General features: G+C 54.5%; 10 protein-coding genes and 1 other annotated feature. Of the genes, 5 read left to right on the forward strand and 5 right to left on the reverse strand.

Annotation, left to right across the window (positions count from 1 at the left end):
* Positions 1-47 precede the first annotated feature (47 nt).
* From dnaX to MY052_RS18050, 3 genes are all read right to left on the reverse strand, one after another.
* Complete coding sequence (dnaX, locus tag MY052_RS18040) at positions 48-1991, reverse strand: DNA polymerase III subunit gamma/tau (protein WP_248537568.1); 1944 nt, start codon at positions 1989-1991, stop codon at positions 48-50.
* Positions 654-718 (reverse strand) — a sequence feature (DnaX frameshifting element). Its footprint overlaps the gene before it by 65 nt.
* Before the next feature lie 92 nt (positions 1992-2083).
* Entirely contained in the window at positions 2084-2635 is a 552-nt protein-coding gene (gene apt / locus MY052_RS18045; protein ID WP_035891847.1) for an adenine phosphoribosyltransferase, read from the reverse strand.
* 149 nt (positions 2636-2784) lie between these two features.
* Entirely contained in the window at positions 2785-3162 is a 378-nt protein-coding gene (locus tag MY052_RS18050; RefSeq protein ID WP_202216304.1) for a DUF454 family protein, read from the reverse strand.
* 67 nt (positions 3163-3229) lie between these two features.
* Between MY052_RS18050 and priC the strand changes: the two genes are divergently transcribed.
* From priC to MY052_RS18065, 3 genes are all read left to right on the forward strand, one after another.
* The gene (gene priC / locus MY052_RS18055; protein ID WP_202216305.1) at positions 3230-3757 is read left to right on the forward strand and encodes a primosomal replication protein N''; all 528 of its coding nucleotides are present in this window, start codon (positions 3230-3232) and stop codon (positions 3755-3757) included.
* A 12-nt stretch (positions 3758-3769) separates the two neighbouring features.
* Positions 3770-3928, forward strand: a complete 159-nt coding sequence (gene rsmS, locus MY052_RS18060; RefSeq protein ID WP_248537569.1) for a pleiotropic regulatory protein RsmS — start codon at positions 3770-3772, stop codon at positions 3926-3928.
* 82 nt (positions 3929-4010) lie between these two features.
* Complete coding sequence (locus MY052_RS18065; RefSeq protein WP_035891853.1) at positions 4011-4949, forward strand: Rpn family recombination-promoting nuclease/putative transposase; 939 nt, start codon at positions 4011-4013, stop codon at positions 4947-4949.
* Positions 4950-4980: 31 nt separating this feature from the next.
* On the opposite strand, the gene mscK is transcribed toward MY052_RS18065, so the two are convergent.
* On the reverse strand, positions 4981-8331 hold the full coding sequence (gene mscK / locus MY052_RS18070) for a mechanosensitive channel MscK (protein WP_248537570.1): 3351 nt from the start codon (positions 8329-8331) through the stop codon (positions 4981-4983).
* A gap of 102 nt (positions 8332-8433) precedes the next feature.
* Entirely contained in the window at positions 8434-9102 is a 669-nt protein-coding gene (gene acrR / locus MY052_RS18075; RefSeq protein WP_035891855.1) for a multidrug efflux transporter transcriptional repressor AcrR, read from the reverse strand.
* Positions 9103-9244: 142 nt separating this feature from the next.
* On the opposite strand from acrR, the gene acrA reads away from it, so the two are divergent.
* Positions 9245-10441: a multidrug efflux RND transporter periplasmic adaptor subunit AcrA gene (gene acrA, locus MY052_RS18080; RefSeq protein WP_123650031.1), complete on the forward strand. Its 1197-nt coding sequence runs from the start codon at positions 9245-9247 to the stop codon at positions 10439-10441.
* Between the two features lie 22 nt (positions 10442-10463).
* Positions 10464-13610 (forward strand): multidrug efflux RND transporter permease subunit AcrB, encoded by a 3147-nt coding sequence (acrB, locus tag MY052_RS18085; RefSeq protein WP_115074566.1) that lies wholly within the window; start codon positions 10464-10466, stop codon positions 13608-13610.
* The last annotated feature ends 253 nt before the right edge of the window (positions 13611-13863 follow it).

Genomic DNA, 13863 nt, shown 5'->3' on the forward strand with positions numbered 1-13863 from the left:
CTCAGTAGGTCACGTTAAACAATAACGACCGTAAGCAGCGCTTGCGGTCAAATGGGGCGGATGCTCTCTTCATCCAGGTCCGCGTCGAAGAATCGGCGCAGCGTCTGAATGTTATTATCCGCGATAATCGACTCGCGCGCCTGCGCGAGCTTCTCTTCATAGATTGCCTGTCGCCACTCCAGCGGCGTACGCACCGCCGGATTATCATCTTCCACGATGGTCAATTCAACAGGCGCGCCGTATAAAGTGCTCAGCGCTTCGGTCAGCTTTTGCTTCGCGCCGGGCGAATTGAGGTGCCGCTGCGTAGGACGCAGATGCAGGCACACGGCGTTACCGTTTTGTTCTTTCCACGCGTTGAGCGCCACCTGCTCGACGAGCTTCGGTAACGCCATCTGGCTCACCTCTGCCGCCCACGGGTCACGTTCTAAAGATTCCGCCGCCAGCTTGGCCGCCAGTTCGGGCGTTTTCTCATGCTCCAGCGCTTTCTTCAGCGCTTTCGGCGTGGCGATTTCTTCTTTTTTCACTTCTTCAGCAGGCGTGGTCGCTTTCCAGCGATAAGCCTCTTTTTTCGCTGCCGGCTTGGTTAACGCCGACGGCTCCGGGCGCGCCTGAACGCGTTCGGTTACCGAGGCAAGTCTTTCCAGCGCAGCACTGTTCACCGGCCGCGCGCGGGAAGCGGCTGCCGGTTCACTCTTTTTTGGGGTGTTTACTCCCGGATTGCTCTGCTGCAATTGACGACGCGCGGCCAGCACCTGATTGGTGGAATCCGGTAACGGCGCAGCAGGCGGCGGGGTAATCGGTGCCGAAGCGGGCATCGGCTGCTGTTGGGGTTGCGGCTGTTGCATCATTGGCGCATTGGCCGGCGCAAACGTCTGCTGGGGCCTTTCCGGCTCCGGCAGCGGTGCATTCGGATGGAACGCCAGCGCGCGCAGCAGCGTCATTTCGATGCCCATACGACGATCGGGTGCATACGGCAGCTCTTTGCGGCCAATCAGCATCGTCTGGTAGTACAGCTGAACGTCAGTTGGCGGCACGGTACGTGCGAGGTTGCGCATCCGCTGTTCAACGGCGGCCATATCGCTGCCAAGCGCCGCAGGCGACAGCTGCACCATCGCAATACGGTGTAGCAGGCTTTGCATCTCAATCAGCAACGCCTCCCAATCAACGCCGCGCAGTGCAGCATCGTTGACCAGCTCCATCGTCCGCTCGCCGTTGGCGGCCACCAGCGCTTCAATCAGCGACAGCGCCTGATCGTCGTCCAACGTGCCGAGCATCTCGCTGACCGACGCGGTGGTGAGCTGGCCTTCACCGCTGGCAATTGCCTGATCGGTAAGGCTTAACGCATCGCGCAGGCTACCATCTGCCGCGCGCGCCAGCAGTTGCAGGGCACGAGGCTCATGGGCGATATGCTCTTCATTAAGGATATGCTCAAGCTGATGACGAATCTGCTCAACGTCCAGCGCCTTCAGGTGGAACTGCAGGCAGCGAGACAAAATAGTGACCGGCAGCTTTTGCGGATCGGTGGTCGCCAGCAGGAATTTGACGTGCGCAGGCGGCTCCTCCAGCGTTTTTAACAAGGCGTTAAAGCTGTGACGGGAGAGCATGTGCACTTCGTCGATAAGATAGACCTTAAAGCGGCCGCGGGCGGGCGCGTACTGGACGTTATCCAGCAGGTCACGGGTATCTTCGACTTTGGTTCGCGAGGCGGCATCGATCTCAATTAGATCGACAAAACGCCCCTGTTCGATTTCGCGGCAGTTATCACACACGCCGCACGGCGTGGCGGTAATGCCGGTTTCGCAGTTAAGCCCCTTCGCCAGCAAACGGGCGATAGAGGTTTTCCCCACACCACGGGTGCCGGAAAAAAGGTATGCGTGATGAATGCGCCCTAACGATAAGCCGTTCGCCAGTGCGGTCAGCACATGTTCCTGGCCGACGACGTCAGCAAAGGTTTGTGGGCGCCATTTTCGGGCTAAGACCTGATAACTCATTGGCAGGCTCTGAAACGCTGGAAGGTGGATTCACGAGGGAGTAATGCTATCACAGCCCCGCCGGGCAGGCGAGGCTATGTATCGGGAAATGCTTAGTGACCCGGGAAATTCACCAGGCTGTAGCTGGTGATGCCCTGTTTTTCCAGACGCTGCTCGCCGCCCAGATCGAACAGGTTGATGATGAAGGCCGCATCGTGCACTTCGCCACCCAGACGACGGATCAGTTTAACCGTCGCTTCGATAGTCCCACCGGTTGCCAGCAGATCGTCGACCACCAGTACTTTATCGCCAGCTTTGATCGCATCAACGTGGATCTCAAGCTGATCGGTGCCGTACTCCAGCTCGTAGCTTTCGGCGATCGTTTCACGCGGCAGCTTGCGCGGTTTACGCACCGGGACAAAACCTACGCCCATGGCCAGCGCGACCGGCGCGCCAAACAGGAAACCACGCGCTTCGGTACCCACGACTTTGGTGATACCGGCGTCTTTGTACTTCTCGACCAGCAGTTCAATGCTGAGCGCGTAGGCTTTCGGGTCTTCCAGTAAGCTGGTGACATCGCGGAAAAGAATGCCAGGTTTTGGATAGTCCTGGATGCTCTGGATGCTGTTCTTCAGATATTCAAGCTGCTGTGCAGTTGCGGTCATAGGTTTGTGCCTAATTGAAACAGTGTTACTCAAGGCGAGCAAAACGGGCTAAAAATCACAATTGGTTAACTTTTAACCGGGCGCGCCTGTGCTCGAAAACGCCAGAATTTACTGGCTCATTCGTAGAATTGCAACACCATAAATGCGGTTCACCCGTTTTGTTGTTCTGCATCAACCACCGGAATGCGCCAGAGGAAAACCAACAAGCCACAAAGAATCGCCAGCAACAGCAGTCGTACCCACAGCATGTTGACCAGCCACAGCGAAACGCCAAAGGTCAGTAAAATCACCATAATCGCCCGTAGTTTAGCGCCTGGCGGCATGGCTTTATAGCGCTGCCAGTGGCGTAAATAGCCGCCAAACCAGGAACGATACAGCAGCCAATGATGAAAGCGCGGCGAAGAACGCGCAAAGCACCAGGCGGCGAGCAGAATAAACGGCGTCGTCGGCAGCAGCGGCAATACCACGCCAATGGTGCCAAGGACTACCGCCAACCAGCCAATAATGATTAAAATAGTACGCTGCATAATGCGAATCGTTATCAAATGAGTCTGCTACTCTAGCATAGCCGATAACCATCAAGGGGAGAATCCGGTGAAAACGGCGCAGCTTTTACAAACGCTGGAACAACAGCTTGCCCGGCTTCAGGCGCGTATCGCACCGCTTGCCGCGCATGCCACGCTGAGCGCGCGCTTTGACCGCCAGCTTTTCCAGACGCGTAGTACGAAAATGCAGGCCTATCTCGATGAAGCCCATGCTCATCTCGAAGAGCTTAAGCACGCCGTTGAACAGCAGCAATTGCCGCAGGTAGCCTGGCTTGCTGAGCGGCTGGCGGCACAGATTGAGGCTATCAGCCGTGAGAGCGAGGCCTGGTCGCTGCGCGTCTGGGATAGTCCCTCGCCCGGGCTACGTCGCTGGCAGCGTAAGCGGCTGGAAACGCAGGATTTTGAACGTCGACTGCTGGAAATGAAGCAGCAGCGCCAGCAACAGTATCAGCAGGCGACGACGCTTGACGACCAGCAGCGTCTGGCCCGTGAAATTACCGCCTTTGATGGCCGTCTCAGTCGCTGCCGTCAGGCGCTGGAAGATATTGAACGCATACTGGCGCGCATGACGCGCTGACAAGGAGAAACTATGTCGCTGGAAAGCGCCCCGGATGATGTCAAACTGGCAGTGGATCTGATTGAGCTGCTGGAGAGCAATGAAATTGCGCCGGAAGTAGTGCTGAGCGCGCTGGAGATGGTGCGCAAAGATTACATCAACAAGTTAAAAAACGTGGAAGATGACGTGTAAAACGTAAAATTATCAGCGGCAACACCGTCATCGCCTGTGGCACATTCTTCTCCTCGCCCAGGAAACTCGATGACGGAACATCATGAATATCTATTCGGCAACGCCACACGACGCTATTTTTAAGCAGTTCTTACGCCATAAAGCGATAGCGAGGGATTTCTTACAGGCTCACCTTCCAGGTGAACTTCTGGCGCAGTGCAAACTTGAAACGCTCCAGTTGGCCTCTGGGAGCTTTGTCGAAGAAAATCTGCGCGCCAGCTATTCCGATATCCTCTACTCATTGCAAACCCGCGATGGGCCCGGCTATATCTATGTGCTGATTGAGCACCAAAGCACACCGGATAAACTGATGCCCTTTCGCCTGATGCGCTATACGCTCTCTGCCATACAGCAGCATCTCGACGCGGGCCACAGCACGCTGCCGTTGGTCATCCCGATGCTGTTTTATCACGGCAGTGTCAGCCCCTGGCCATACCGTATGAACTGGCTTGAATTATTTGACAACGCCGCGCTGGCACACCGTCTATACACAGAGGACTTTCCTCTCGTTGATATCACCGTAATGCCCGATAGCGAGATCATGGCTCACCAGCGCATGGCCATGCTGGAGCTGTTGTTTAAGCATATTCGTCAGCGCGACCTGGCTTCTTTACAAGAACAGCTGGGAGCTTTGCTGATAGAGAATTGGCTCACACCGTCACAGCTCGAGGCGCTGCTCACCTATATGCTACAAGCAGGTAGTACATCTCATCCGGAAGCGTTACTCTGCACATTAGCGCAATATTCACCACAGCATAAGGAGCAGCTGATGACCATCGCCGAATGGTTGGCCGAAGAGGGACGAAAGAAAGGCATTGTTCAGGGAATCGAACAAGGAATAGAGCAAGGAGAAGCGCTAGGCCGTCGTGATGAAGCGCAAAAGATTGCGCTGAATATGCTAAACGCCGGGCTGGCTGCAACATTAGTTCAGCAGCTTACTGGGTTAAGCGAAGACGACCTCCTGGCGGCAAAAGCGGAATAAATAAGGGCGGCTTTCGCCGCCCTTTTCAGTCTTAATCCGCAACCAAATCCTGGCCATCGGTTTTACCGTCACGCTTCACTTCCGTCACCACATCCCCTTTCTCATTGTGCAGATGCACTTCGAGCTGGTTGAAGGCGATGTTGATGTCGTTTTCGCGGCACAGACGATCGATAGTGCGGTTCAGCTCATCGACGGTATAGCTACGGTCACGCAGCTCGCGCACGTACAGGCGCAGTTCGTGATCCAGCGTGCTGGCGCCAAACGTGGTAAAGAAGACCGACGGTTCCGGGTCATGCATCACTTTCGGGTGGCTGGTCGCCGCTTGCAGCAGCACTCTTTTCACCTTATCGAGGTCGGAGCCGTAGGCTACGCCAAGACGGATCACAACGCGCGTAGTGGTATCGCTCAACGACCAGTTGATGAGGCGCTCGGTCACAAACGCTTTGTTCGGGATAATCACCTCTTTGCGGTCAAAGTCGGTAATCGTGGTAGCACGGATACGAATCTTACTTACCGTCCCCGAGAAGGTGCCAATGGTAACCGTGTCGCCAATACGCACCGGGCGTTCAAAAAGAATAATCAGGCCGGAAACGAAGTTCCCGAAGATTTCCTGTAAGCCAAAACCCAGACCTACCGACAGCGCAGCGGCGAGCCACTGCAATTTATCCCACGACACGCCAAGTGAACCAAACACGGTCATCGCGCCAACGGCGATAATCGCGTAGTTCAGAATCGTGGTAATCGCGTACGAAGCCCCCTGACGCATGTTCAGCCGTGAAAGCACCAGCACTTCCAGCAGACCCGGTAAGTTGCGAATCAGTGCCCAGGCCACCATCGAGGCAATAATGGCAAACAGCAGGCTGCCCATGGTGACATCTTTCACCACGCTGGCGCCCGCTTCGGTGCCGTTGTAGTGCCAGAGCGTAATGCTATCGAGGTAGCTGAACACGGTGATTAAGTCAGACCAGATAGCCCAGAACATCACGCCAAATAGCGCCACCATCACCAGCATAGTGATGCGCAGCGTTTGCTGGTTGATTTGCTCCAGCGCAATCGTCGGTTCTTCCTGCGGTTCAGCGCCTTCAGCCCCCTCTTTCACCAGATTCTGGCGACGCGCAACCGCACGACGATAGGCAATACGGCGCGCCGCCACGCTCAGGCCGCGCAGCACCGTCTGATAAAGCAGGTTCCAGAAAATAACCAGATAAACGGTTTCAATCCAGCGACCAGAGAGGCGCAGCGTGGTGTAGAAATACCCCGTTGCGGTCAGTACCATCAGACCGAGCGGCACCAGCGACAACACCGTCACCGTGAGCAGGCGTAAGCTGTGGGACTCTTTATCTCGCCAGCTTTCACGGCACATCGGCCACATCAGCACCGCGATAACCAACAAATTAAGCAGAATAACGAACTGTCCCAGCACATCATCCATCAGATTCAGAGGAGAGAGCTCAGATACTACAGACCAGAAGTGTAGCGGCAGCAGTGCGAGGCTAATACGCACGATCTGGCGACGCCAATGGCTGGTCAGCTGTTCCGGCATATTAAAGTGGCGCACGGCCACGCCGTTTTTCTCCAGCACTTTCCAGCACAGTCCAAAGACCAGCCAGAAGATGGCCAGTTTTTTACTGAACGCCCACAGCAGTGCGCTGATGTTAAGCTGCATGGTCAACAGAATCAGGCCAATCGCCAGAATGATCAGTACCACCGGGAGCGCACGGATGAGGTCGATGAGAATGGCCTTCGGCGTATGCAGCTGGCTGTCGTTACGCAGATTGCCAACCTGATCGCCGAGCTTATCCTGGTAATTACGCAACCACTGAAGTCGCCAGCGAATCAACCCGGCAATCAGCAGCAGCGGAAGCCCGGCGAGGAAGGCGACAAACACAGCCGGCCACGCTTTCTCCCAGTTCACGGTGATTTTCATCGACTTGAACTGACTTTTCAGCGCTTCAGGGAAGGATTTAATCCAATCCCAGTCCATCGGCTTGTTGCTGTTCACCCAGAAGATTTGTTGGGTCAGAATCGATTTCAGGCTTTTGGAGACGCTCATCAACTGCTGCTGGTTAATCTGCAGGTTGATAGCCATCATCAGCTGGTTACCCAGCTGCTTGTTAATCAGGTCCAGCATTTCGCGGCGCGCGTCGACGATTTGCAGCAGCGCATCGTGCACTTCGCTATCGACTTCACTGCTATGCCCCTCTTCCAGCTTGGCGACAAAATCATCGCTCTGGAACAGAGTGTCGCGCTGCTGGTTAATCTCGAACTGCTCGAGGCGCAGATCGGCGATGCGGGTGGTCATATCCTCCAGCTCATCCGCGGACGGTAGCGTCTGCTGCTGCTGATAGAGAATACGCGACAGCAGCAGGCTGCCCTTGAGCACCGCAATCTGCTCTTTGACGTTACGCTCAGACTGCAACGCGCGGTCAAGCCAGGTTTTCACCCTGATATTCTGTTGCACCAGTTGGTTACCGCTTTCCGTTGCGGTAATCAGTTTTTGGCTCAACTGATGGTTAATTTCGAGCTCCTGCTTCACCAGCGGGTTACCCTGAATACGGGCGGTCTCTTCTGGGGAGGCATTCTCAGCGGCGGTTTTTTCCGACAGCATCAGACGCTTACTGTTGACCGCTTCCTGCAACAGCTGCAGCTGATGCTCAAGCCGGGTGCTGTAGGCGGTCACGTAGTCGCGCTGCTTCTGCAAAGAGTCCTGCAATACCGTGTTACCGGCCAGGCTCTTACGCTGAAGCTCTATCTCAGCGTCAAGCAGCGTTTTTTGCACCTGCAACATGGTCTGCTGGGTAGGACGCAGACCGTCGCCGACGGTGCTGCTATTCAGGCTGTTACGCACCTGTAGCAACTGCTGCGAGGCAGAGTTCATCGCGTTCTGCACGCGTTCAGGTTGGGTTTGCAGGGAGACGAGCTGGCTGTTATAGGTGGCCAGGTCGTTTTGCGCATTCTGTAAATCATCTACCGCCTGCGACACGCGGGCTTCAAGCTGGCGCAGTGACAGGGTGCTCAGCGTTTTACGCGTCTCATCATCGTTATCAACATCGCTGATGTCATTCAGATTGTCGGTAGCCTGGCGCAGCTTAATGGGCGCCTGTTCAATCTGTTTTTGTAGCTGAGTGCTTTCAGCCTTAACGCTGTCGATTTTATCAAGTAGCTGCAGCGTTTCTGTCAGATCCTGCTGAACTAACTTCTCCTGAGGCGTCAGGTCTTTTTTATTGTTCAGCGCGCTAAGCTGGTCCTGAACGTCAGTACGGTCAGGAATATCGGTGCCATTCAGCGCGCGGGCTTGTACCGCGGCGATAGACAGCACAAAACAGACAGCAATAATGAGAAATGCAGAGATCGTGGCCCGAGGGCGGATGTTATGCAGCATAATCTTAACATGTGTGGTGGCTAAAGCCGGCGGTACGCCGGAGATAAATACCTGCGCAGAATAGCACTTCTGGCAACAGGCGAATAGCCAGGGAAACCAGGATTATTCCTGGTAATCCTCAGAAGAAGGGAGGTTTTTTTCACCGCGTAGCGTTGGGCAAAATTGGTACATTTCAAGCAGAATAGCCACGTAGGACTCCGCCTCGGCCCGCAGGTCGAAAGAGTTCGGCGCGAACAGCCAGTTTTCCATTAGCCCGGAGATATAGCTGCGGGTTAAGATTGCCGCCCGGCGGCTTAACAAATTTGCCGGTAAAACTTTCGCCGTAACACAGTCATTTAACGTCTGTTCAATTCTATCGTAACTTTCCAAACATAAATTACGCTGAGCCTGTTGCACTACAGCCATTTCACCGACAAACTCACATTTGTGGAAAATAATTTCCATCATCAATCGTCGGCGCTCTTCGATAACTGTGGCAACTAGAATGTAAACGAGGATTTCTCTCAAAACTGAGAGTGGATCACCGGGGAATTTTGCCCGATACTCAATTTCAAGATCGCCTATGCTGGACTCTGATAACGCCCAGATTTCATTAAAGAGATCCGACTTATCCTTAAAATGCCAGTAAATTGCGCCGCGCGTCACCCCAGCCGCTTTTGCAATCTCGGCGAGTGAGGTGGATGATACCCCCTGCTGTGAGAACAACCGTAGGGCGACATCCAGTATGTGCTGACGCGTAGCCAGCGCCTCTTCTTTGGTTTTTCGTGCCATAGGTCGGTGAATTTACAGGGGTTAGATTTACATACATTTATGAATGTATGTACCATAGTATGACGATAATACAAACGCAGCAATGGGTTTGTGGACGCTTGTTCCATTGATCAATTTGAAATCGGACACTCGAGGTTTACATATGAACAAAAACAGAGGGTTAACGCCTCTGGCGGTCGTTCTGATGCTCTCAGGCAGCTTAGCGCTAACAGGATGTGACGACAAACCAGCTCAGCAAGGAGGTCAACACGCGCCAGAAGTTGGCGTAGTGACGCTCAAATCTGAACCTCTTGTAATCACGACGGAACTGCCAGGCCGCACCAACGCCTATCGTGTCGCAGAAGTTCGCCCGCAGGTCAGCGGGATCATTCTGAAGCGCAACTTTATCGAAGGTGGCGACATCAAGGCGGGCGAGTCGCTCTATCAGATTGATCCGGCAACCTATCAAGCCACCTACGAAAGCGCGAAAGGTGACTTAGCGAAAGCGGAAGCGGCTGCCAATATCGCCAAACTGACGGTGAATCGTTACTCCAAACTGCTGGGTACTCAGTACATCAGCCGCCAGGATTACGATACCGCCGTTGCGGATGCACAGCAGGCTAACGCCGCCGTTCTGGCCGCCAAAGCTGCCGTCGAAACCGCGCGAATCAACCTGGCTTATACCAAAGTGACCTCACCTATCAGCGGACGCATTGGTAAATCTGCGGTCACCGAAGGGGCGCTGGTACAAAACGGTCAAACAACCGCACTGGCTACCGTTCAACAGCTCGACCCTATCTATGTTGATGTGACCCAGTCCAGCAATGATTTCCTGCGCCTGAAGCAGGAGCTGGCAGACGGCAAACTGAAACAGGAAAACGGTAAAGCGAAAGTGGACCTGGTAACCAACGATGGTATCAAGTATCCGCAGAGCGGGACGTTAGAATTCTCGGATGTCACCGTTGACCAGACCACCGGTTCTATCACGCTGCGCGCTATCTTCCCGAACCCTGACCATACGCTGCTGCCGGGCATGTTTGTTCGCGCACGTCTGGAAGAAGGGACCAACCCAACCGCGCTGCTGGTTCCTCAGCAGGGTGTGACCCGTACGCCACGTGGCGATGCGAGCGCCATGGTTGTGGGTGAAGGCGATAAAGTTGAAGTTCGTCAGATCGTTGCAAGTCAGGCGATTGGCGACAAGTGGCTGGTTACGGATGGTTTGAAAGACGGCGATCGCGTGATTATCAGCGGTCTGCAAAAAGTGAAACCGGGCGTGCAGGTTAAAGCCCAGGAAGTCACTTCTGACGATAAACAGCAAGCTGCCGCTGGCGCCGCTCAGTCAGAACAAACCAAGTCTTAACTTAAACAGGAGCCGTTAAGACATGCCTAATTTCTTTATCGATCGCCCGATATTTGCGTGGGTGATCGCCATTATTATCATGCTGGCTGGGGGGCTATCGATCCTCAAATTGCCGGTAGCGCAATATCCGACGATTGCGCCGCCTGCGATTTCGATCACGGCCATGTACCCCGGTGCTGACGCCGAAACGGTGCAGAACACAGTAACTCAGGTTATCGAACAGAACATGAACGGTATCGATCACCTGATGTACATGTCCTCCAACGGCGACTCCACCGGTACCGCAACCATTACCCTGACCTTCGAATCCGGTACCGATCCGGATATCGCACAGGTTCAGGTACAGAACAAGCTCGCTCTGGCGACGCCGCTTCTGCCGCAGGAAGTTCAGCAGCAGGGTATCAGCGTTGAGAAAGCCTCCAGCAGCTTCCTGATGGTTGTTGGTGTTATCAACACCAACGGCACCATGAACCAGGACGATATTTCGGACTACGTTGCGGCCAACATGAAGGACGCCATCAGCCGTACTAGCGGCGTGGGCGACGTTCAGCTGTTCGGTTCCCAGTACGCTATGCGTATCTGGATGGACCCGAACAAACTGAACAACTTCCAGTTGACGCCGGTGGATGTTATTAGCGCGCTGAAAGCGCAGAACGCCCAGGTTGCAGCAGGTCAGTTAGGTGGTACGCCGCCTGTACCTGGCCAGCAGCTGAACGCCTCTATCGTGGCACAAACCCGTCTGACGAATACCGAAGAGTTTGGCAACATTCTGCTGAAGGTTAACCAGGACGGTTCGCAGGTTCGCCTGCGCGACGTGGCGAAAATTGAGCTCGGCGGCGAAAGCTATGACGTGGTGGCGAAGTTTAACGGTCAGCCGGCTTCCGGTCTGGGTATTAAACTGGCAACCGGCGCAAACGCCCTGGACACCGCGAATGCTATTCGCGCTGAACTGGCGAAAATGGAGCCGTTCTTCCCGTCAGGGCTGAAAATCGTTTACCCATATGACACCACGCCGTTCGTTAAGATCTCGATTCACGAAGTGGTGAAAACGCTGGTCGAAGCGATCATCCTGGTGTTCCTGGTGATGTACCTGTTCCTGCAGAACTTCCGCGCGACGTTGATTCCAACTATCGCGGTGCCGGTGGTACTGCTCGGGACCTTTGCGGTGCTTGCCGCGTTTGGCTTCTCGATAAACACCCTAACGATGTTCGGGATGGTGCTCGCCATCGGGCTTCTGGTGGATGACGCCATCGTGGTGGTCGAGAACGTTGAGCGTGTCATGGCCGAAGAAGGGCTACCGCCGAAAGAAGCCACGCGTAAGTCCATGGGCCAGATTCAGGGCGCACTGGTCGGTATCGCGATGGTGCTGTCAGCGGTATTTATCCCGATGGCCTTCTTCGGTGGTTCTACCGGGGCAATTTATCGCCAGTTCTCCATCACCATCGTTTCCGCGATGGCGCTGTCGGTACTGGTAGCGTTGATCCTGACGCCGGCACTGTGTGCCACCATGCTGAAACCAATCGCCAAAGGCAGCCACGGCTCTACCAAAGGCTTCTTCGGCTGGTTCAACAACATGTTCGAGAAGAGCACGCACCATTACACCGATAGCGTAGGCAACATTCTGCGCAGCACCGGTCGTTATCTGCTGCTGTATCTGATCATCGTTGTCGGTATGGCGTACCTGTTCGTGCGTCTGCCAAGCTCCTTCTTACCGGACGAAGACCAGGGCGTATTCCTGAGCATGGCGCAGCTGCCTGCCGGTGCGACCCAGGAACGTACGCAGAAAGTGCTGGATGAGATGACCAACTACTATCTCACCAAAGAGAAGGACAACGTTGAATCCGTCTTTGCCGTAAACGGCTTCGGCTTCGCGGGTCGCGGCCAGAACACCGGTATCGCCTTCGTGTCGTTGAAAGACTGGAGTGAACGTCCAGGCGCTGAAAACAAAGTTGAAGCGATTACCGGTCGTGCGATGGGCTATTTCTCGACGATTAAAGATGCGATGGTGTTCGCCTTTAACCTGCCAGCTATCGTAGAACTGGGTACCGCTACCGGCTTCGACTTCCAGCTGATCGACCAGGCAGGTCTGGGACATGAAAAACTGACCCAGGCGCGTAACCAGCTGTTCGGGATGATTGCCCAGCACCCTGACGTGCTGACCGGCGTGCGTCCTAACGGCCTGGAAGATACGCCGCAGTTCAAAATTGATATCGACCAGGAAAAAGCTCAGGCGTTAGGTGTTTCCATTAGCGACATCAATACCACTCTCGGCACGGCCTGGGGCGGTAGCTACGTCAACGACTTCATCGACCGCGGTCGTGTGAAGAAGGTGTACCTGATGTCTGAAGCGAAATACCGTATGCTGCCGGAAGATATTGGCAAATGGTACGTTCGCGGTAGTGATGGTCAGATGGTGCCGTTCTCCGCATTCTCCACCTCACGTTGGGAATACGGTTCACCGCGTCTGGAACGTTACAACGGTCTGCCATCCATGGAAATCCTGGGTCAGGCAGCTGAAGGTAAGAGTACCGGTGAAGCCATGAACATGATGGAAGAACTGGCGGGCAAACTGCCTGCGGGTATCGGCTACGACTGGACGGGCATGTCCTACCAGGAACGTCTGTCCGGTAACCAGGCCCCTGCCCTGTACGCTATCTCGCTGATTGTCGTCTTCCTGTGTCTGGCTGCGCTGTACGAGAGCTGGTCTATTCCGTTCTCCGTTATGCTGGTGGTTCCACTGGGGGTTGTTGGTGCGCTGTTGGCCGCTACACTTCGCGGGTTAACGAACGACGTTTACTTCCAGGTGGGCCTGTTGACCACCATTGGCCTGTCGGCGAAGAACGCGATATTAATCGTTGAATTCGCCAAAGACCTGATGGACAAAGAAGGCAAAGGGCTGATTGAAGCGACGCTAGAGGCGGTACGTATGCGTCTGCGTCCAATCCTGATGACCTCACTGGCGTTTATCCTCGGCGTTATGCCGCTGGTTATCAGCTCTGGTGCAGGCTCCGGTGCACAGAACGCCGTTGGTACCGGCGTAATGGGCGGGATGGTGACAGCAACCGTTCTGGCCATCTTCTTCGTACCGGTGTTCTTCGTGGTTGTACGTCGTCGTTTCAGTCGTAAAAGCGAAGACGTCGAGCACAGCCATAAGGTAGAGCATCACTAAAGCTATGCTATCGAAAGGGCCGCAATTGCGGCCCTTTTTTATTCCCGCCATTCACTTTTGCGTGGTGTTTATTTTTTAATCACCACAAAAACAATTGATACCTTTTATCAACCGAAATTTAAATACCCTCACATTTCCGATTTAATTGAGATTTATCTTTAAGTAATTTCGAATAATCCCAAAAAAAGCCCAAAACAGAAGCAAATTAAGAATATTCCTATGACCATTAAACGCACGAAACGACGTTGTCGTG

The organism is Kluyvera ascorbata (assembly GCF_023195735.1).
Taxonomy (GTDB): Bacteria; Pseudomonadota; Gammaproteobacteria; order Enterobacterales; family Enterobacteriaceae; genus Kluyvera; species Kluyvera ascorbata.